At 65.8% G+C, this 18,446-nt stretch carries 13 protein-coding genes; 6 read left to right on the plus strand and 7 right to left on the minus strand.

Features of this window, described 5'->3' with window-relative positions; all coding sequences use genetic code 11:
* Positions 1 to 196: 196 nt before the first annotated feature.
* From AC0SZ7_RS28980 to AC0SZ7_RS28990, 3 genes are read right to left on the minus strand one after another with little or no spacing between them, the layout of a single operon-like run.
* Entirely contained in the window at positions 197 to 1,588 is a 1,392-nt protein-coding gene (locus AC0SZ7_RS28980; protein ID WP_475507602.1) for an efflux transporter outer membrane subunit, read from the minus strand.
* Positions 1,585 to 4,725, minus strand: a complete 3,141-nt coding sequence (locus AC0SZ7_RS28985; protein ID WP_475507603.1) for an efflux RND transporter permease subunit — start codon at positions 4,723 to 4,725, stop codon at positions 1,585 to 1,587. The genes AC0SZ7_RS28980 and AC0SZ7_RS28985 overlap by 4 nt, the downstream gene beginning before the upstream one ends.
* Before the next feature lie 36 nt (positions 4,726 to 4,761).
* Entirely contained in the window at positions 4,762 to 5,892 is a 1,131-nt protein-coding gene (locus AC0SZ7_RS28990; RefSeq protein ID WP_475507604.1) for an efflux RND transporter periplasmic adaptor subunit, read from the minus strand.
* A gap of 229 nt (positions 5,893 to 6,121) precedes the next feature.
* Here AC0SZ7_RS28990 and AC0SZ7_RS28995 point away from each other — a divergent pair, with 229 nt between their 5' ends.
* The 3 genes from AC0SZ7_RS28995 (at position 6,122) to AC0SZ7_RS29005 (ending at position 9,753) form a co-directional block, all read left to right on the plus strand.
* A complete protein-coding gene (locus AC0SZ7_RS28995) occupies positions 6,122 to 6,889 on the plus strand; it encodes an IclR family transcriptional regulator (RefSeq protein ID WP_475507605.1) in 768 nt (255 codons plus the stop codon).
* A 27-nt stretch (positions 6,890 to 6,916) separates the two neighbouring features.
* Positions 6,917 to 7,873 (plus strand): LysR family transcriptional regulator, encoded by a 957-nt coding sequence (locus AC0SZ7_RS29000; protein WP_475507606.1) that lies wholly within the window; start codon positions 6,917 to 6,919, stop codon positions 7,871 to 7,873.
* Positions 7,874 to 8,103: 230 nt separating this feature from the next.
* Positions 8,104 to 9,753 (plus strand): SGNH/GDSL hydrolase family protein, encoded by a 1,650-nt coding sequence (locus AC0SZ7_RS29005; RefSeq protein ID WP_475507607.1) that lies wholly within the window; start codon positions 8,104 to 8,106, stop codon positions 9,751 to 9,753.
* A 41-nt stretch (positions 9,754 to 9,794) separates the two neighbouring features.
* Here AC0SZ7_RS29005 and AC0SZ7_RS29010 read toward each other — a convergent pair whose 3' ends face one another.
* Genes AC0SZ7_RS29010 through AC0SZ7_RS29025 form a run of 4 tightly spaced genes read right to left on the minus strand, consistent with a single transcriptional unit; the run spans position 9,795 to position 14,603 of the window.
* Entirely contained in the window at positions 9,795 to 11,234 is a 1,440-nt protein-coding gene (locus AC0SZ7_RS29010) for an MBOAT family O-acyltransferase (protein ID WP_475507608.1), read from the minus strand.
* Positions 11,231 to 12,388 carry an SGNH/GDSL hydrolase family protein gene (locus AC0SZ7_RS29015; RefSeq protein WP_475507609.1) on the minus strand — a complete coding sequence of 386 codons (1,158 nt, stop codon included), beginning with the start codon at positions 12,386 to 12,388 and terminating at the stop codon, positions 11,231 to 11,233. Before AC0SZ7_RS29015 ends, AC0SZ7_RS29010 begins: the two co-directional genes overlap by 4 nt.
* A 32-nt stretch (positions 12,389 to 12,420) precedes the next feature.
* The gene (locus AC0SZ7_RS29020; protein WP_475507610.1) at positions 12,421 to 14,322 is read right to left on the minus strand and encodes an HAD-IIIC family phosphatase; all 1,902 of its coding nucleotides are present in this window, start codon (positions 14,320 to 14,322) and stop codon (positions 12,421 to 12,423) included.
* A gap of 32 nt (positions 14,323 to 14,354) precedes the next feature.
* The gene (locus tag AC0SZ7_RS29025) at positions 14,355 to 14,603 is read right to left on the minus strand and encodes an acyl carrier protein (protein ID WP_475507611.1); all 249 of its coding nucleotides are present in this window, start codon (positions 14,601 to 14,603) and stop codon (positions 14,355 to 14,357) included.
* A gap of 362 nt (positions 14,604 to 14,965) precedes the next feature.
* On the opposite strand from AC0SZ7_RS29025, the gene proP reads away from it, so the two are divergent.
* The 3 genes from proP to AC0SZ7_RS29040 all read left to right on the plus strand — a co-directional run bounded on the left by proP (position 14,966) and on the right by AC0SZ7_RS29040 (position 18,397).
* Positions 14,966 to 16,468: a glycine betaine/L-proline transporter ProP gene (gene proP / locus AC0SZ7_RS29030; protein WP_475507612.1), complete on the plus strand. Its 1,503-nt coding sequence runs from the start codon at positions 14,966 to 14,968 to the stop codon at positions 16,466 to 16,468.
* Positions 16,469 to 16,622: 154 nt separating this feature from the next.
* Positions 16,623 to 17,393, plus strand: a complete 771-nt coding sequence (locus AC0SZ7_RS29035; RefSeq protein WP_475507613.1) for a substrate-binding periplasmic protein — start codon at positions 16,623 to 16,625, stop codon at positions 17,391 to 17,393.
* A 38-nt stretch (positions 17,394 to 17,431) separates the two neighbouring features.
* On the plus strand, positions 17,432 to 18,397 hold the full coding sequence (locus tag AC0SZ7_RS29040) for a ribonuclease Z (protein ID WP_475507614.1): 966 nt from the start codon (positions 17,432 to 17,434) through the stop codon (positions 18,395 to 18,397).
* Positions 18,398 to 18,446 lie beyond the last annotated feature (49 nt).

Raw genomic sequence — 18,446 nt, forward strand, 5'->3', positions numbered from 1 at the left:
CAGTTGCGGCTACATCCTGTGGGAGCTGGCTTGCCAGCGAGCTGTTGGGGCCATAAAAGCTCGCTGGCAAGCCAGCTCCCACAAGACGTGGTGGGTTCTGTAGCCGCTGCCGCAGGCTGCGCAGGCCCTTGCCCACGCTGAAAATCTTCAGTGCACGAAATCCTGCGCGCACCGCACGGCGCCACGCAGGATCGGCTTACTGCCCGCCGCCCAGCGCCTTGTACAGCGACACACTGTTGTTCAGCCGCGCCAGCTGGCTTTGCACCAGGGTCTGCTGCGAGGCAAACAGGTTACGCTGTGCATCCAGGCTATTGAGGTAGGTGTCCACCCCTTCCTGGTAACGCCGGTCGGCGAGCTGGTAGCTGCGCATGTTCGCCGTCACCAGCAGGTTGTCGGCGTTCACCTGGTCGTTCAACGTGCCCTGGGCCACCAGGCCGTCCGCCACTTCGCGGAAGGCTACCTGGATGGCCTTCTGGTAGTTGGCCACTTCGATGGACTTCTGCACCTTGACCGCGTCCAGATTGGCGCGGTTGCGGCCGGCGTTGAAGATCGGCAGGTTGATGCTCGGCGCGAAGTTCCAGGCGCCCTGCCCGCCTGCGAACAGGTGGCCCAGGTCACTGCTGGCCGAGCCCGCCGAGACGGTCAGGCTGATGCTGGGGAAGAACGCTGCACGCGCCGCGCCGATGTCGGCGTTGGCCGCCTTCAGGGCGTGTTCGGCGCCCTGGATGTCAGGGCGCAGGGTCAACAGGTCGGAAGGCAGGCCCACCGGCAGGTTCTCGTCCATGCCAGCCGGCAAGCCTTGTACCGCCTGGAACACCTCGGGTGCCAGCGGCTTGCCCACCAGCAGCACCAGGGCGTTCTTGTCCTGTTCCACCTGGCGGGTGTACTGGGCCTGGCTCGACTGCGCCGTGCGCACGGTGCTTTCTGCCTGGCTCAGGTCCAGCTCGGTGGACACCTGGTTGTCGTAGCTGCTTTTCACCAGCGCATAGCTGTCCTGCTGGCTGGCCAGGGTCTGCCGGGCGATGGCCAGCAGTTGCTGGTCGGCCTGCAGCTGGTACCAGGCGCTGGCCACTTCCGCCACCAGCGCGATGCGCGCGCTTCGCTGCGCGTCCACGTCCTGCAGGTAGGTTTCCAGCGCCTCCTCGTTCAGGCTGCGCACCCGGCCGAAGAAGTCCAGCTCATAAGCCGTGAAGCCAATGCCGGCGCTGTTGACGTGGGTGACCTGGGTGCGCCCGGTGGTGCTCAGGTCAGCCGGCGTGCGCTGGTTGTCGCCCGCCACCGTGGCGCCGATGGTGGGCAACAGGTCGGCGCGCTGGATGCGGTACAGCGCCTGCGCTTTCTCGACGTTCAAGGCCGCCACGCGCAGGTCACGGTTGTTCTCCAGCGCCTGGCCAATCAGCTCCTTGAGGCGCGCGTCCTTGAAGAACACCGGCCAGCTGGCCAGGGTGCCCCCGGCCACTGTTTGCGCCGGGGCGTCCCACTGCGGTGGCACCGGTGCTTCGGGCCGCTGGTACGCCGGGATCAGCGAACAGCCGCCCACCGCCATGGCCGCCACCAGCGCGGCCAGTTTCAAGCCTGTGTGTTTCATGCTTCTTCTCCCACCGCCGCCGCAGGTTGTTGCGCGGGTTTCTTGCTGAACAGGTTGCAGATCAACACAAAGAACATCGGCACGAAGAACACGGCGAGGAACGTCGCGGTGACCATGCCGCCCACCACGCCGGTGCCAATGGAGTGCTGGCTGCCGGAGCCGGCGCCGTTGGAAATGGCCAGCGGCAGAACGCCGAGCATGAACGCCAGCGAGGTCATGATGATCGGCCGCAGGCGCAGGCGCGCCGCTTCCACCGCGGCTTCCAGCAACGGCTTGCCGTGCTCTTCATGCAGGGCCTTGGCGAACTCGATGATGAGGATGGCGTTCTTCGCCGACAGCCCCACCGTGGTCAGCAGGCCGACCTGGAAGAACACATCGTTGGACAGGCCGCGCGCCAGGGTGGCGATGACCGCACCGATGACACCCAGCGGCACCACCATGATCACCGCCACCGGCACCGACCAGCTTTCATACAGCGCGGCCAGACACAGGAACACGATCAGCAGCGAGATGGCGTACAGGGCCGGTGCCTGGGAGCCCGCCGAGCGCTCCTCATAGGAAATACCGGTGAACTGGATGCCGATGCCCGAGGGCAGCTGCGCAAGGATTTTCTCCGCCTCGGCCATGGCCTCGCCGGTGCTGTGCCCAGGTGCCGGTTCGCCCTGGATTTCCACCGCCGGAATGCCGTTGTAGCGCTCAAGCTTCGGTGAGCCGTAGGTCCAGTAGCCCGAAGCGAACGCCGAGAACTTGACCATCTCGCCCTTGTTGTTGCGCACGTACCACTTGTCGAAGTCCTGGGGCGAAATGCGCGAGTCGATCTGGCCCTGCACGTACACCTTCTTCACGCGCCCGCGGTCGACGAAGTCGTTGACGTAGGAGGAGCCCCAGGCGGTGGTCATGGTCTCGTTGATGTCGGCGATGCTCACCTGCAGCGCCCGCGCCTTCTCGTCGTCGATCACCACCTTGTACTGCGGTTCGTCGTTCAGGCCGTTGGGGCGCACGTTCATCAGCAGCGGGTTCTGCGCGGCCAGTTGCAGGAACTTGTTGCGCGCCTCCATCAGCTTTTCATGGCCCATGCCGGTGTTGTCCTGCAGGTACAGGTCAAAGCCCTTGGCGTTACCCAGTTCGAGAATGGCCGGCGGCACGATGGCCACCACGGTGCCGTCCTTGATGGCCGAGCCCAGCTTCTGCAGGCGCGCGGCCAGGCTGAAGATCGAGGTGTCTTGACCTTCACGCTCTTCCCACGGCTTGAGGCCGATGAACAACATGCCCGAGTTCTGCCCACGCCCGGCGAAGTTGAAGCCGTTCACCGTGTAGGCCGAGTCGACAATGCCACGCTCGTCCTTCAGCAGGTAATCACGCACCTGGTCCAGCACCACCTGGGTGCGCCCGGCAGCCGTGTTCGGCGGCATCTGCACCTGGACCACCATGGTGCCCTGGTCTTCATCGGGCAGGAACGCCGTGGGGATTTTCGGGAACAGCAGCACCACGCCGGCGACGATTACCGCCCACACCAGCATGAACAGCCCCTTGCGCTTGGCAATGGCCGCCACCCCGCCCTTGTAGCGGTCGGCGCCACGGTCGAAGGTGCGGTTGAACCAGCCGAAGAAACCTTTCTTGTCGTGGTGGTCGTGGCTGACCGGTTTGAGCAGTGTGGCGCACAGGGCTGGGGTAAAGACCATGGCCACCAGCACCGACAGGGCCATGGCCGAGACGATGGTCACCGAGAACTGCCGGTAGATGATGCCGGTGGCGCCGCCGAAGAAGGCCATGGGCACGAACACCGCGCTCAGCACCATGGCGATGCCCACCAGCGCACCCTGGATCTGGCCCATGGACTTTTGCGTGGCCTCCTTGGGCGACAGGTGATCCTCGACCATCACCCGTTCCACGTTTTCCACCACCACGATGGCGTCGTCCACCAGCAGGCCGATGGCCAACACCATGCCGAACATGGTCAGGGTGTTGATGGTGAAGCCGAACGCCGACAGCACGCCGAACGTACCCAACAGCACCACCGGCACCGCCAGGGTGGGAATCAACGTGGCGCGCAGGTTCTGCATGAACAGGTACATCACCAGGAACACCAGCACGATACCTTCGAACAGGGTCTTGACCACCTCATGGATCGAGGCGCCCACCACCGGCGAGGTGTCGTAGGGGAACACTACCTTCAGGCCCTTGGGCATGTAGGGTTGCAGCTGCGCCACGGTGTCGCGCACGTTCTTCACGGTGTCCAGCAGGTTCGCGCCGGTGGCCAGGCGCAGGGCCAGGGCCGCTGCCGGCTTGCCGTTGTAGGTGCCGGAGATGGAGAAGCTTTCCGCGCCCAGGCCCACGTCGGCGACGTCTTTCACGCGCACCTGGGAGCCGTCCGGGTTGACCTTCAGCAGAATCTCGCGGAACTCCTCGGCGGTGGTCATGCGCGACTTGCCCAGGATGGTGGCGTTCAGTTGCACGCCCTTGCGGGTCGGCAGGCCGCCCAGCGAGCCGGACGACACCTGCACGTTTTCCGAGGACACCGCGTCTATCACATCCTGGGGCGTCAGCTGGTAGCTCACCAGCTTTTCCGGGTCGACCCAGATGCGCATGGCGTACTGCGCGCCCAGCATCAGGTAGTCACCCACGCCCTTGGTGCGCAGCACCGGGTCTTTCATGTTCGACGCGATGTAGTTGCCGATGTCGAAGTCGTCCATCGAGCCGTCTTCGGAGTACAGCCCCACGATCAACATGAAGTTGACCTGGTACTTGGCCACGCGCAGGCCCTGGCGCTGCACTTCCTCGGGCAGCAGCGGGGTCGCCAGTTGCAGCTTGTTCTGCACCTGCACCTGGGCGATGTCGGGGTCGGTGCCCTGGTCGAAGGTGACGGTGATGTTGGTGCTGCCGTCGCTGTTGCTCTCCGACGACATGTAGCGCAGGCCGTCGAGGTTGTTCAGTTGCTGTTCGATGACCTGCACCACGGTGTCCTGCACGGTCTGCGCCGAGGCGCCCGGGTAGGTCACGGTGATGTTCACCGCCGGGGCGGCGATGTTGGGGTATTGGTTGATCGGCAGCTTGAGGATCGCAAGCCCGCCCGCCAGCATGATCACGATCGCGACCACCCAGGCGAAGATCGGCCGGTTGATGAAAAAGTTAGCCATTTACGCAGTTACCTTGAAAGAAAGGGGACGCCGCCATTACCGGGCGGCGCTGGCCAGGGGCGCTGCAACGTCGACGTTTTGCGCCGCCACCGCCGCCACGCTCATGCCCGGACGGGCGCGCTGCACGCCTTCGGTGATCACCCGGTCACCGGCAGCAAGGCCCGATTCCACCAGCCACTGGTTGCCAATGGCGCGCAGGTTCTTCAGCTGGCGCAGCTCGGCCTTGCTGTCGGCGCCCACTACCAGCGCCGTGGCTTCGCCCTTGAGGTCGCGGGTTACGCCCTGTTGCGGCACCAGGATGGCGTCCTCGCGCACGCCTTCGGCCAGCGTGGCGTGGACGAACATGCCCGGCAGCAGGATGCCCCTGGGGTTGGCGAAGGCCGCGCGCAGGGTGACGGCGCCGGTGGTGGGTTCCACCGTCACTTCGGAGAACTTCAGCGCGCCGGCCTCGCTGTAGGCCGTGCCGTCCTCAAGGCGCAGCTGCACCTTGACCTGGTCGGGGCCGGCCATGGTCAGTTGCCCGGAATCCAGTTCGCGGCGCAGCTTGAGCATGTCGGTGGACGCCTGGGTGACATCGACATAAATGGGGTCCAGCTGGTTGATCGAGGCCAGCGCATCGGCCTGGCCGTTGCTGACCAGCGCACCCTCGGTGACGGCGGAGCGGCTGATACGGCCGTCGATTGGCGCCAGCACCCTGGTGTACTCCAGGTTGATGCGCGCGGTTTTCAGGTCGGCCTGGGCCTGGCGGTAGTTGGCGTCGGCGTCGTCGTACTGCTGGCGGCTGATGGCGCGGCTTTCCAGCAGGCGCTGGTAGCGCTGGGCCAGGTTGCGGGTGCTGTCGAGGTTGGCCTGGGCCTTGTCCACGGCAGCGGCATAAGTGGCCGGGTCGATCTGGTACAGCTGCTGGCCCTTCTTCACTACCGCGCCTTCTTCGAACAGGCGCTTGACCACGATGCCGCTGACCTGCGGGCGCACTTCCGCCACGCGGTAGGCCGAAGTACGGCCCGGCAGGTCACTGCTCAGCAGCACCTGCTGGCTCTTCAAGGTCACCACGCCCACTTCCGGCGGGCGCACATCGGCAGGCGGCTGGGCCTCCTTGCAGGCGCACAGCAGCAGGGCCGACAGCGGCAAGGCGCACCAACGACTGCGGTTGGGACTGATCTTCATGTTCGTTCTCCAGGTGTAACCCACGCGTCCTCCTGTCGGCTGGAAGCCGCCAGGGAACATTAAAGGGATGAAAAAATAACCACGATGCGATTCGTTGTATCATAATGTGGTTGTCGGCGATGACGCAACCACAGGTCGCGCTGCAGCAGAAGACGATGAATCTGTACACTCGGCCCCCATCCTTGGCGGCTGGCAGGCAGCCGCGACACATTTGCGAGGGCAAGGCCAGGTGAAAGAGCAACACGACATCGACGAGACACGCGCAGGCGGCATCCAGGTGATTGCCCGCGCCAGCGCCATCATGCGCATCCTGGGCGAGCACCCGAAGGGCCTGAGCCTGGCGGCCATTGCCCAGCAGGTGGGCCTGGCGCGCTCCACCGTGCAGCGCATCGTCGCGGCACTGGAAAGCGAGGCGCTGGTGGAGCCGGTGCGCCCGGGCACCGGTTTTCGCCTGGGGCCGGCGTTCGCGCAAATGGTCCACCAGACGCACGTGGACATCGTCACCATCGCCCACAAGGCGCTGGACGAGTTGAGCGAGGCGGTGCAGGAAAGCGTGACCCTGTCGTGCATGCGCCGAGGCCAGACCTCGGTGATTGACCGGGTGGTGGCCGAGCACCCGCTGCGTGTGGTGTTCCCGGTGGGCCAGCCGATGCCCATGCACGCCACGGCCGACGGCAAGGTGTTGCTGTCGACCCTGACCGACCGGGAGGTCGCCGACTGCCTGGGCCAGGCGCTGCCACGCCTGACCCCGGCCACCCATGACCTGGCCACGCTGTTGGCGGAGATGACCGGCATTCGCCAGACCGGGATCGCCTTCGACCACGAGGAGTTCGTCACCGGCATCAGTGCCTGTTCCATCCTGGTGCCCACGTTTGCCGGCCCCCATGCCGTGGCCATCGTCGCCCCCACCGCGCGCTTCAAGGCGCGCGCCAACCTGTTCATAGAATCGCTTCACACCTGCAAGGCCAGCATCACGGCGCTGGCCGGCAGCGGTTGAAGCCTATTGCCAGCAAGGGTTTAACCAATGGATCTCATCAACGCGATGCAGGCGTTCGTCAAAGTCACCGAAACCGGCAGCTTCACCGCTGCCGCGCACAGCCTGGGCATCTCCACCGCCCAGGCATCACGCTCGGTCACCGAGCTTGAGAACATCCTCAAGGCGCGGTTGATGCAGCGCACCACCCGCTCGCGCTCGTTGACCGAGGTGGGTACGCGCTACCTTGCGCGTTGCCGGGAAATCCTGGCGCTGATCGACGACGCCACCCTGGAAGCCGGCGAGGCCTGCCTGACCGCCAGCGGCTGCCTGCGCGTGCACGCGGTGACCGAGTTCGGCCTGGAATGCCTGATGCCGCTGGTGCCCGACTACACCCGCCTGCACCCCCAGGTCACGCTGGACCTGACCCTGGAGCGGCGGCCGGTGAATCTTGTGGAAGAGCAGTTCGACATGGCCATTGCCTTGTCCGAGCACCTGCCCGATTCCGAGATGGTCGGCCAGCCGCTGGGGCGTTTCTGCGGGGTGATCTGCGCCGCGCCGCAGTACCTGCAACGGCACGGCACGCCGCGCAGCCTCGACGACCTGGCGCACCACACCTGCCTGCGCCTGGCCCTGCCCTTGCGCGACGACACCTGGAGCCTGGTCGGGCCCAAGGGTGAGGAAAGCTTCACCCCGGGCGAGACGTTCCGGGTCAACCTGTCCGATGCATTGCTATCGGGCGCCGTGGCCGGCATGGGCCTGTGCTTGCTGCCCAGCTTCATTGCCGCCAATGCGTTGAAGGCCGGCACCCTGCAACGGGTGCTGCCGGCGTACAAGGCGCCTGACCGCAACGTGTATGCGCTGTATTCGTCGCGGCGTTTCGTCGATGCCAAGATCAAGTCATGGATCGACTACCTGCAGGCACGCATGCCCGGCCACCTGCACAGCGACAACCGCGTCATGGACGACCCGCGCTACTGGGCCAGGGAACGGCTGCAAAGCGCGTGACCTTTACGGGCTGCGCTTCGCTTCCTGTGGGAGCTGGCGTGCCAGCGAGCTGTTGAGGCCCGAAAAGCTCGGGGGGAAGCCCCGGCCCACCCGGGCCCGCGGCTCCGGGGCGGGGTTGTGCCGGGGGGCGCGGGCTGGCCCCCGCGGTGTGGCGCCCCCAAAAGCTCGCGGGCAAGCCAGCTCCCACAAGGCCCAGCTGCTACGCTGCTGGTTTGACTGTGGAGGTGGCCATGGCGCGCCCTTGCAAACCCTGTGTGCTGGCGTGGTTGTGGGTGGCGAGCCTCGGCGTGCAGGCGGCGCCGCTGCCGTTGGATGTAATCGGGCTGTATGTCACCGGCGCCACGCCGGTCGTGGCCGGCAGCGGCTACCAGGCTGGCGACACGTTGGCGTTGCCCGGCGGCGCCACGGTCAGCGTCGCGAAGGTGACGGCCGGTACCGGCATCGCCGAGGTCAGCGTCACCCAACCGCTGTTGCACGACTGCCTGGGGCCCGAGCCTGTAACGGCCTCCTCCACCCACGGCAGCGGCGCGCAGTTCACCCTGGCCGTGCTGCGTCCCACCGCCTACGGCACGCACCTCCTGAGCCGTTGCTACAAAGGCCCGGCCATTACCGCAGAAGGCAAGGCGCTGCACTTCCTCGCCGACGGCACGCTGGCAGCCGACGCCCTCACCCGCATCACGACGTGGCACGACCAGGGCGGCGGCAGCAACGATGCCACTCAGTCCGATGCCACCCTGCGCCCCGTGCTCAGTGCCGAACGCCGCCACGGCAACAGCCGCGCGGTGCTGTTCGACGCCCACGCCGGTGCCGGCGAATGGGACCCGGCCAACACCTACATGAACCTGCCCACCAGCGTGACCCTGGCGGCCAACCACTTCACCCTGGCGGTGATCGGCGCGGCCACCTCGGCGTTCGCGCCGGTGGGTTTCGTCACCGTGGGCGATATCGCCGACCGCAATGCCGGCCTGGAATTCGCCCACTACAGCCCGCGGCCCACCGCCTGCGACGGCGCGGGCGACAACGCCTACGCCGCCGTGGTGCCTACCGAGACCCCGGCGGTCATTGTTTGCAGCGCCGACGCCCAAGGCAAGACCCTGGACATGCTCGGCACTTCCACAACCACCCCCGGCGGCAATGTCACGCCGCTGGCCGGTGGCAGCCTGGGCCTGAGCGGCGGCGATCGCTCGGGGCTGGTGAATATGTCGGCGGCGATCATCGTGCCCTGGCCGCTGGACGCTGACACGCGTGTCGCGTTGAACGCCTCGCTGGCACAGACCTTCGGCCTGCCGGCGCCCACGGGCGGGGTGATCGTGGTGCTGGGTGACAGCCATTCCGATGGCAGCGGCGCGCCGTTCCAGCAAGGCTGGCCGCAGCAGATGATTCGCCAGTTGGGCCGCGACGATATCCAGCTGGTCAATGCCGCGCGCTATGGCGGCCGGCTGGCAGGCGCCGTGGGTTTATGGGAGCAATACGCACTGCCCAATCTGGCCGCGAGCCATTCGCCAAACAAGATCGTCATTCTGCAAGGTGGCTACAACGACCAGCAATCCGGGCAAAGCGCCGACGACATCATCGCCACCTACCGGCGCGGTGCCGCCCTGGCCCACAAGGCCGGGGCCAAGGTGGTGTGCGTGGCCGACGTGATCCGCAGCGCCGAACCGCGCGCCAACAGCACCCTGATGGTGGTCAACGCCGCCCTCCGCGCGCCGCTGGACAGCTGCGACGCGGTGATCGACTGGGCCAGCGAGCCGGCGTTCAACCGCCCCGCCGGCCCCTACCCGCCGCCGCTGTTCGCCAGCGACCGCATTCACCTGACGGCGCAGGGGCAGGCGTTGCAGGCGCGGATGGCGGCGGCCGTAATCGCCACACTGCTCCCGTAGCAGCGGCCGCCAGGCCGCGTCATCAGGGTGCACCGCAGGGGCTAGAACGTCTTGTAGACGATATCCGGTGCCGGTGAGTTGGCCAGCAGGATGAACACCGTGGTCAGCGTCGCCACCACGGTAACCGCCACCGTGCGCGTGTACCGCGACTGCGCCAGCGGCGAGCCGCCGGCCTTTAGCAGCAGCACCAGCGCCCACAGCCTGCGCACCACCTCGATCACCACCGACGCACCCAGCCACACCAGGCCCCACACCAGCAGTGTGCCGGCCCAGCCCAGCGCCGCATAGTAGGCGCCGATCTGCGCCCAGGTGGCCCAGAACCAGAACAGCGTGAAGGCAAACCAGGCAAAGGTCAGCCCGCGCGCGGCAATCACGTACAGCGGGTTGGCGCACAAGGCTTTGTAGGGCTTCTTGCCCAGGCGCTGGGCCATCTGGATCTGGTACAGCTTGTTCACCGCCACGCCGCCACCCTGCAACAGGCCGAACATGACGAACTCCGAGGTTTGCCCGTGCCAGATACCCACCAGGAAAAACGTCACGAAGAACGCCAGCACGCCCAGGAACGGCTCGACGCTGCGCGCCGGGAAGCGCTCCATCAGGCTCATCAGCACGGTGTTGTAGACGTAGGTCTTCAACCAGTTGGACAGCGACATGTGCCAGCGGCCCCAGAAGTTGATGAAGTTCTCGGCGATGAAGGGCTTGTTGAAGTTCTCCGGCAACCTGAACCCGAAGAAATAGCCCACGCCGATCACCACGTCGGTGTAGCCGGAGAAATTGCAGTACAGGAACAGCGGGTAGCTCACGGCAATGATCACGCCCTGGGCCGCCGTGCCCCACAGCCCCGGGGTTTGCGGCAACAACGCCAGCGCCTGCAGTTGCATGTCGTGCAGCACGTGGGAGAGCACGAACACCTTGAAGAAGCCGATGAAGATGCGCTCCACGCCCTGCCCGGCAATGATCAGGTCGGGGCGCGACAGCGTATCGGCCTGCGCCTTGTAATCGGGGTAGCGCTGAATCGGCCCGGAGATCAGCGCGGTGAAATTCAACGTGTAGTTGATGTAGCCCAGCGCGGTGATCGGTGGCAAGGTGCCGCCGCGCGCGTCAATGACCAGGTGCAGCACGCGGAAGAACACGTAGGACAGGCCGATGGTGGCGTAGGGAAACGCCAGGAACATGCCCGAGGGGAAAAACCCGTACTTCTTCAGCCAGGCGAACACCAGCACGATGGCCAGCACCGAACCTGCGAACAGCAGCCGGTGGTCAGCCCCCGGCGTGCGCTGCACCAGGCGCATCAACGCGAAGCCGAATGCCAGGAACAGCACGAACGGCACGCAGGCAGTGGCGCTGGGCACAAGGCTGGCGAAGAACACCAGGTTGGTGGCCAGCAGCACCGCCTGGCGCCAGCCCGCTGCCAGGAACAGGTTGAACACCAGCGCGGCAATGGCCGCGAACCCCAGAAACTCGAATGACGGTACGTTCATGGCTCGGTCCTCGGCTGCAGGGCGGCCGTGGCCGACCCCGTGGCACAGCTGGCAAAGCGGTCATCGGGCAGGCCCACCAGCCGCTGCACCACGGCATCGGCGATCACCGCATGGCCTGCACCCGAGGGGTGGCCGTCCACCGGGTAATACAGGTCGGCGGCGTTTTTCAGATGGCTGAAATCATCACTGGTGTTGACGTAGATGATGCCGTGGCGGCGGGCGATCTCGCCAATGGCCCGGCTGAACGCCCAAGGGTCGACGCCGGGCGGCGTGCGTGTGCCACTGATCATCGCCACCTGGGCGCGCTGCGGCACGTACACCAGCACCAGCGGCACGTGGGCGGCGCGCGCCTGGTCGGCCATGTCGGCGAGGAGTTTTTCATAGGTGTCCAGGCGGCTCTGCCAGAACGGCGTGAACGGCGTGCGCAAGAAGTTGGCCTTCTCGCCGTAGTGCAGGTAAAGGTCGGTAAAGGCCTCGGCGTTCTTGAAGTAGAAGTACTGGGCAACGTACGCCGAACGCGCCTGTTCCTTGATGGCCACGTAAATGCGGTTCAGCAACGGCGGCTCGGGGGCCGGCGCCGCGGGCGCGCTGCTGGCCTCGAAGTCGGCAGGGTCGCGTTCCAGGTCGAACGGCACGATGCTGGTAATCAGCAGGTCTGGGGCCAGTTTCACCGCCTCATCGAAGTCCAGTTTGGCGCGGTTCCAGTTGTAGCCGATGCTGGCCACGTCCTGCACGTCGATGGCGCGGTGGCAGGACGTGGCCAGGCTGGCGCCCACTCGCACCGGGTAGGACTGCTCGTACGGCACCAGGTAGCCCTGGGTCAGCGACGAGCCGAACGCCACGATGCGCAACGCGCCCGCCGGTTTGCTGGCGCAGCTGCCCGAGGAGCGGTAACCGCAGTCGTTGTAGTGGTTGGTCACCCACGGCCCTTCGGGGGCCTTGGTGCTGGAAGTGCAGTCGGGCTTGAAGCGGGTGCCCATGATGTCGTCGGGAACCTGGCAGCTGTCCAGCTGCTGCGACGGGTAGAAATAGCGCGCCAGGCCCTCGCCGGCACCCAGCAATACCGCCAGGGTGACGCCGACCAGCATGGGTATCAGCACCAGGTCGCGCCGCGGCAGCCTGGGTTTTTGCCCCTCGTTCGGATTATCGTCCATCAGCCTGCTCCGTGTTTCTTATAGTGGGTGGGTCAGGCGCTTTCGTGCCGTACGCGCATCAGCGGTGCCGATTTCTCGACGTCGGTGCTCAGCTCCCACAACGTGGTGCCGTTGGGCTCCTCGCCCACCTGGGCAAAGCCCAGCTTCTGGTAGTGCTTCTGCACCATCATGTTGCGTTCCGACGGGATGTACTCGCCTACCAGGCGGGTGATGCCGCGTTGCCGGGCCTGGGCCAGAATCTCGCACAGCACGCTGTCTTCCACCTGCCGGCCGAGCACCCGGCAGCTCATCAGCCAGGTGTCGATGGCCCAGGTGTCGGGCGCCGAGGGGCGGCAGATGATTACGCTGATCATGCCGTTGTCGCCGAAGCGGTCGATCAGCCGCACCTGCAGGGTCAGCGTGCCCGCCTCCTGCTCCGCGGCCAGCACGTCGGCCTCGGTGTAGCGGCGCGTGGTGAGGTTGTACTGGTTGGATTTGTTGATCAGCTGCGCCACGCGCGCGCGGCCCATGGCGTCGAACGGCTTGAACACGATTTCCATGTCCAGCGAGGCCAGGTAGGCGTTCACGTCGCCGGCCTGCTGCTGCAGGGTGATGCGCCGGGCGTTTTCCTGGTACAGCGCGGCGCGCTTGCGGTCTTCCTCGGAGAACAGCACCGCCTCGAAATAGCCGGCGGCGGCCAGGGTGCGCGCGTAGGACGCCGGGTCTTCTTCCAGTTCCGGCACCGCCACCTGGGGCAGGATCTGCCGGATCAGGCCGCGCTCCACCGGGTTGTCATCGAGGAACACCATGGCGTCCAGGCCCAGCGCCAGCGACTCGGCGATGGCTTTTATATTGGTGGCCTTGTCTTGCCAGTTGGCCTGGAAGGCGGCGAAGTGCTCTTCGCGCAGCAGCATCTCCGGGTGTTCCTGGAACGGCTTGCGGGCTATTTCCTCGGTGTTCTTCGACGACACCGCCAGCACGATGCCGCGCTCGCGCAACGCCAGCGCCATGCGCTGCACCGCCAGGTGCGCCTCGCCGGTGGCGTCGCCCTGGGCGACCTTGATGCCTTCCAGGCCGTCGTCGCCGATGACCCCGCCCCACACGGTGTTGTCCAGGTCCAGGATCAGGCAGCGGCGGCTGCGCCCGCGCCAGGCCGCCAGCAGCCGCGCCAGATGGTCGGCGTACAGCGGCAGGCAGTCGCTGGCGAACGGCAGCTTGGCCATGTTCCATTCCGCCGGCGAGTGCCAGGCGTCCAGGCCGACGGTGGCCGCCAGTTGCGCCACGTCCAGCAGCAGGTCTTCGCCCTTGGCCAGGCTGTCCACCAGGCGCCGGTTGAATTCGTCCACCAGCCACAGCGGGGTGCCGGGCACCCGCCGCTCGTGGCTGCCGAAGAGGGTTTCCGGCGGCGCCGCCAGGGTTTGCACGATGCACACTGCGCCGCTGTGGCGGTGCACCGCGTCGCGCACGCTTTGCAGGTAGTTCATGGCCATTTCGACGTTGGCCAGCGCCGTGCCGGCATCACCCGGCGTGGGCTGCCACGGCAGCGCGCGGTAGTCCACGGCAATCAGCACGGCCTGGGGCTGGAAGGCATTGACCGTCGAGTGCTCCTCGTTGGCTTCCTGCAGCACCTGGTCGTATTCACCCTTCACCGTTTGCAACGCCAGGCCGTGCCGCGCGGCGCTGGCCACCAGGGCCGCAGCGACAAAATCCTGGGTGCCGTTGCCCAGGATACCCAGCCGCAGCGGCGTCAACGGCGCCAGGGAAGCGTCACGTGCCTGCAACTTGCCAATGGCATTGGCGAGCTTTTGCAGTTGGTTGCCGTCCATGGCGCAATTGGCCAGCGCTTGAATACTTCGGCCCAGTTCGGGGGTATCTGCTGTTAAACCGCGGCAGTGCACGGAGAAGTCGGCGGGGGGTTGTAGCAACCATGGAAGTGCGCTGATCAATGTGGACATAGTGTATTCCCCAGTAATAAGAATTAAGCGGACTAGTTGCTCTTCTTGGCAATGGCCGCGACCAGGTCGCCGACGTTCTTGAACGAGCTTGTTTCCGACGCTGCGAACTCGATGCCGAAGGCCTTTTTAACCGACAGAATAAGCCGCACATGAGCCAGGCTGTCCCAGCCCTCCACGTCATCGGCCGTGGTTTCGGGGGTTAGCGTCAGGTCATCCTCGTCGAAGACGTCCTGGAATACTTCGGTCAATTTGGTGTAGATAACACTTTCCTGTGCACTCATTTGTTTGACTCTCTGTTTAATGACGACATGGCGTTATTTGAAAATTTGACGCCGTTGTTTCAGCCCTGGGGGCACGGCGATTAACTGGCGTCAAAACTCGAACTTTTCCTGCGCGCACGCACAAGCGCGGTGCGACGTGAAGTTCACGCGCAACACGACTGGCAAAGTGCGAATAACGGCTTGACTGTAGTACAGGCGTTACACCTGTGTAACTACCATTTATCCAAGTGTTCGTCGTGGCGCCCTGACGCGGCCTGGCGGCCGCTGCTACAGGGGGGGGGGCATCGTTGAAGGCACGATGGAATTATTTAGCGTGCCAACGTATCTCATGCCATAGACACCCTTGGTACCGAGTAACTGGCATGAAATTACGTAAGAAACGCGTCAAGCCCATCGGCTTGAAAGACATCACCATTGTCGACGACGTCAAGATGCGCAAGGCGATCACCGCCGCGGCGCTGGGCAACGCCATGGAGTGGTTCGACTTCGGCGTGTATGGCTTCGTCGCCTACGTGCTGGGGAAGGTCTTCTTCCCCGGCGCCAACCCCAGCGTGCAGATGATCGCGGCGCTGGCGACCTTCTCCGTGCCGTTCCTGATTCGCCCCTTGGGCGGGTTGTTCTTCGGCGCGCTGGGCGACAAATATGGGCGGCAGAAAGTGCTGGCGGCCACCATCGTCATCATGTCCCTGAGCACCTTCGCCATCGGCCTGATCCCGTCCTATGACAGCATTGGCATCTGGGCGCCCATTTTGCTGTTGCTGGCGAAAATGGCCCAGGGCTTCTCGGTGGGCGGCGAATACACTGGCGCCTCGATCTTCGTCGCCGAATACGCCCCGGACCGCAAGCGCGGCTTCCTGGGCAGTTGGCTGGACTTCGGTTCCATCGCCGGCTTCGTCTTCGGCGCAGGCGTAGTGGTGCTGATTTCCACCGTGATCGGTGAAGACAAGTTCCAGGAATGGGGCTGGCGCCTGCCGTTCTTCCTCGCCCTGCCCCTGGGCATGCTCGGCCTGTACCTGCGCAACGCGCTGGAAGAAACCCCGGCGTTCCAGCAGCACGTGGAGAAACTCGAACAGGGCGACCGCGAAGGCCTGGCCGCCGGCCCGAAAGTATCGTTCAAGGAGGTCGCCACCCAGCACTGGCGCAGCCTGGTCACGTGCATCGGCATGGTGGTGGCGACCAACGTCACCTACTACATGCTGCTCACCTACATGCCCAGCTACCTGTCGCACAACCTGCACTACAGCGAAGACCGCGGCGTGCTGATCATCATCGCGATCATGGTCGGCATGCTGTTCGTGCAGCCGGTGTTCGGCCTGCTCAGTGACAAGATCGGCCGCCGGCCCTTCATCATCACCGGCAGCGTGGGCCTGTTCGTGCTGGCCATTCCGGCGTTCATGCTGATCACCAGCGGCAGCCTGGGGCTGATCTTCGCCGGGCTGCTGATTATTGCCGTGCTGCTGAACTTCTTCATTGGCGTGATGGCCTCCACGCTGCCGGCGATGTTCCCCACGCACATCCGCTACAGCGCCCTGGCCAGCGCTTTCAACGTCTCGGTGCTGGTGGCCGGCCTCACCCCTACCCTGGCGGCCTGGCTGGTGGAAACCACCAACAACCTGTACATGCCGGCCTACTACCTGATGGTGGTGGCGGTGATCGGCCTGCTCACCGGCCTGTCGATGAAGGAAACCGCCAACAAGCCACTGCGCGGCGCAGCGCCTGCGGCGTCCGACCTTGAAGAGGCGCGCGAGCTGCTGCAGGAACACCACGACAACATCGAGCAGAAAATCGAGGACATCGACGCGCAGATCGCCGAACTGCAGGCCAAGCGCGAAAACCTGGTGCAGCAGCACCCGCGTATCAATTGATGCCCGTAGCAGCGGCCCCAGGCCGCGTCCAGCCACGACTCGGTGTCACGGCCTGACGCGACCTGACGGTCGCTGCTACAACACGGCATGGCAGTTTGCAACTATGCTACTGCCCATAACAGCATCACCCCCGTATCTGCTTTGAGTCACTGCCATGAGTCATATCAAGCGTTCGCTGCGCTGCTGCGCCGGGCTGCTCGCGCTGTTGTTGCCAGCAATTTCGATGGCGGCGGCGCGCACCCTCGACCTGTACCTGCCCGAAGCACCACCGCTGAGCATGATCGGCGAAACCGGCCAGCACGGCATCGTCGGCGAGGCCACCCTGAAGGTCGCCGCCAACGCGGGCTATGACCTGCACCTGGTGTCGCTGCCCTGGCCGCGCGCCCAGCACGACGTACGCCAGGGCATCAACCAACTGATCATTCCCCTGTCACGCACCCCGGACCGCGAAACCGACTACACCTGGATCGCGCCGATCATGAGCATGGACCGGGCGTTCTTCAGCCTCGGCCAACGCGTGGAATCATACGCCCAGGCACGCCAGGCCTTCACCCGCATCGCCGTGGGCCGCGGCAGCGCCCAGGAGCAGAAACTGCGTGAGGAAGGTTTCAGCGACGAGCAGATCTACCCGCTGAAAATCGGCGACAACCCGGCACAACTGTTGCTGATGGGGCGCGTGGACGCCTGGTTCAACGGCGTACCCGAAACCCGCTACATCTGGCGCGGGGTGTCGGACCGCCCGTTGCAGATGAGCCCGCCGCTGATGAAGGCCGACCTGTACCTGGCCTGCTCGCGGCGCTGCGACGAAGGCATAGTGCGCACCCTGCGCCAGGCCGTTGAAGCGCTGCGCGCCGACGGTAGCCTGCAGCGCATCGCCGACGCCTACCTGAAGCCGACGCCTGCGGCTGCCGGCGCCGCCCCTTAGGCGTTACACTGCGGTTTTGCCAGCGAGGCACTCAACACATGGACCTGCAGTTTCTGGGCACCTCCTCGGGGGTACCCACCAAGGCCCGCAACGTCAGCGCCACCGCCGTCATCGAGGCCGCGGGCAAGGCCTGGTACCTGGTGGACTGCGGCGAGGGCACCCAGCACCAGCTGCTGCGCACGCCCCTGTCGGTGCGCGACCTGCGCGCCATCTTCATCACCCACGTGCACGGCGACCACTGCTTCGGCCTGCCGGGGCTGCTGGCCAGCGCCGGCATGTCCGGGCGCAACGAAGCGCTGGACCTGATCGTGCCGCACGCCCTGCAGGCCTGGGTGTTGCAAAGCCTGGCCGTCAGCGACACCCACCTGCCCTACGAGCTGCGCCTGCACGCCCTGGAAACCCTGGGCACCTGGAGCTGCGCGAGCATGGCGGTGAGCACCGTTGAGCTGTCGCACCGGGTGCCCAGCTATGGCTACGTGTTCGACGAGCTGAACCCCGAGCCACGGCTGGACACCGCCCGCCTGCTGGCTGACGGCGTGCCGCGCGGGCCACTGTGGGGCGAGCTGGCCCGTGGCAGCGACGTGCAGCATGATGGCCGGCTGATTCTGGCGGGCGACTACCTGCGCCCTTCCCGCCCCGGCCACCGGGTGATCGTCTGCGGTGACAACGACCGCCCCGAGCTGCTGGCCAGCGTCGCCAAGGGCGCCGACGTACTGGTGCACGAGGCCACCTTCACCGAGCCCGTGCTTGCAGGCGCCCGCACCAGCTACGGCCACAGCACCGCCGCCGCCGTGGCGCGCTTCGCGGAAGCTGCGGGGGTGCCAAACCTGGTGCTGACGCACTTCAGTGCGCGGTACCAGAACAACCCGCAGCGCAGTCCTTGTATTGATGATGTGCGGGAAGAGGCGGCCGCGCAGTATGGCGGCCGGTTGGTGTTGGCCGGCGACCTGCGCCGCTACCACCTTTCCCGCGACGGCGCCCTGACGGAGCTACCCCCCCTGTAGCAGCAACTGTCTTGTGGGAGCTGGCTTGCCCGCGAGCTTTGTTGGCCCC

Source organism: Pseudomonas sp. JC1203 (assembly GCF_056175065.1).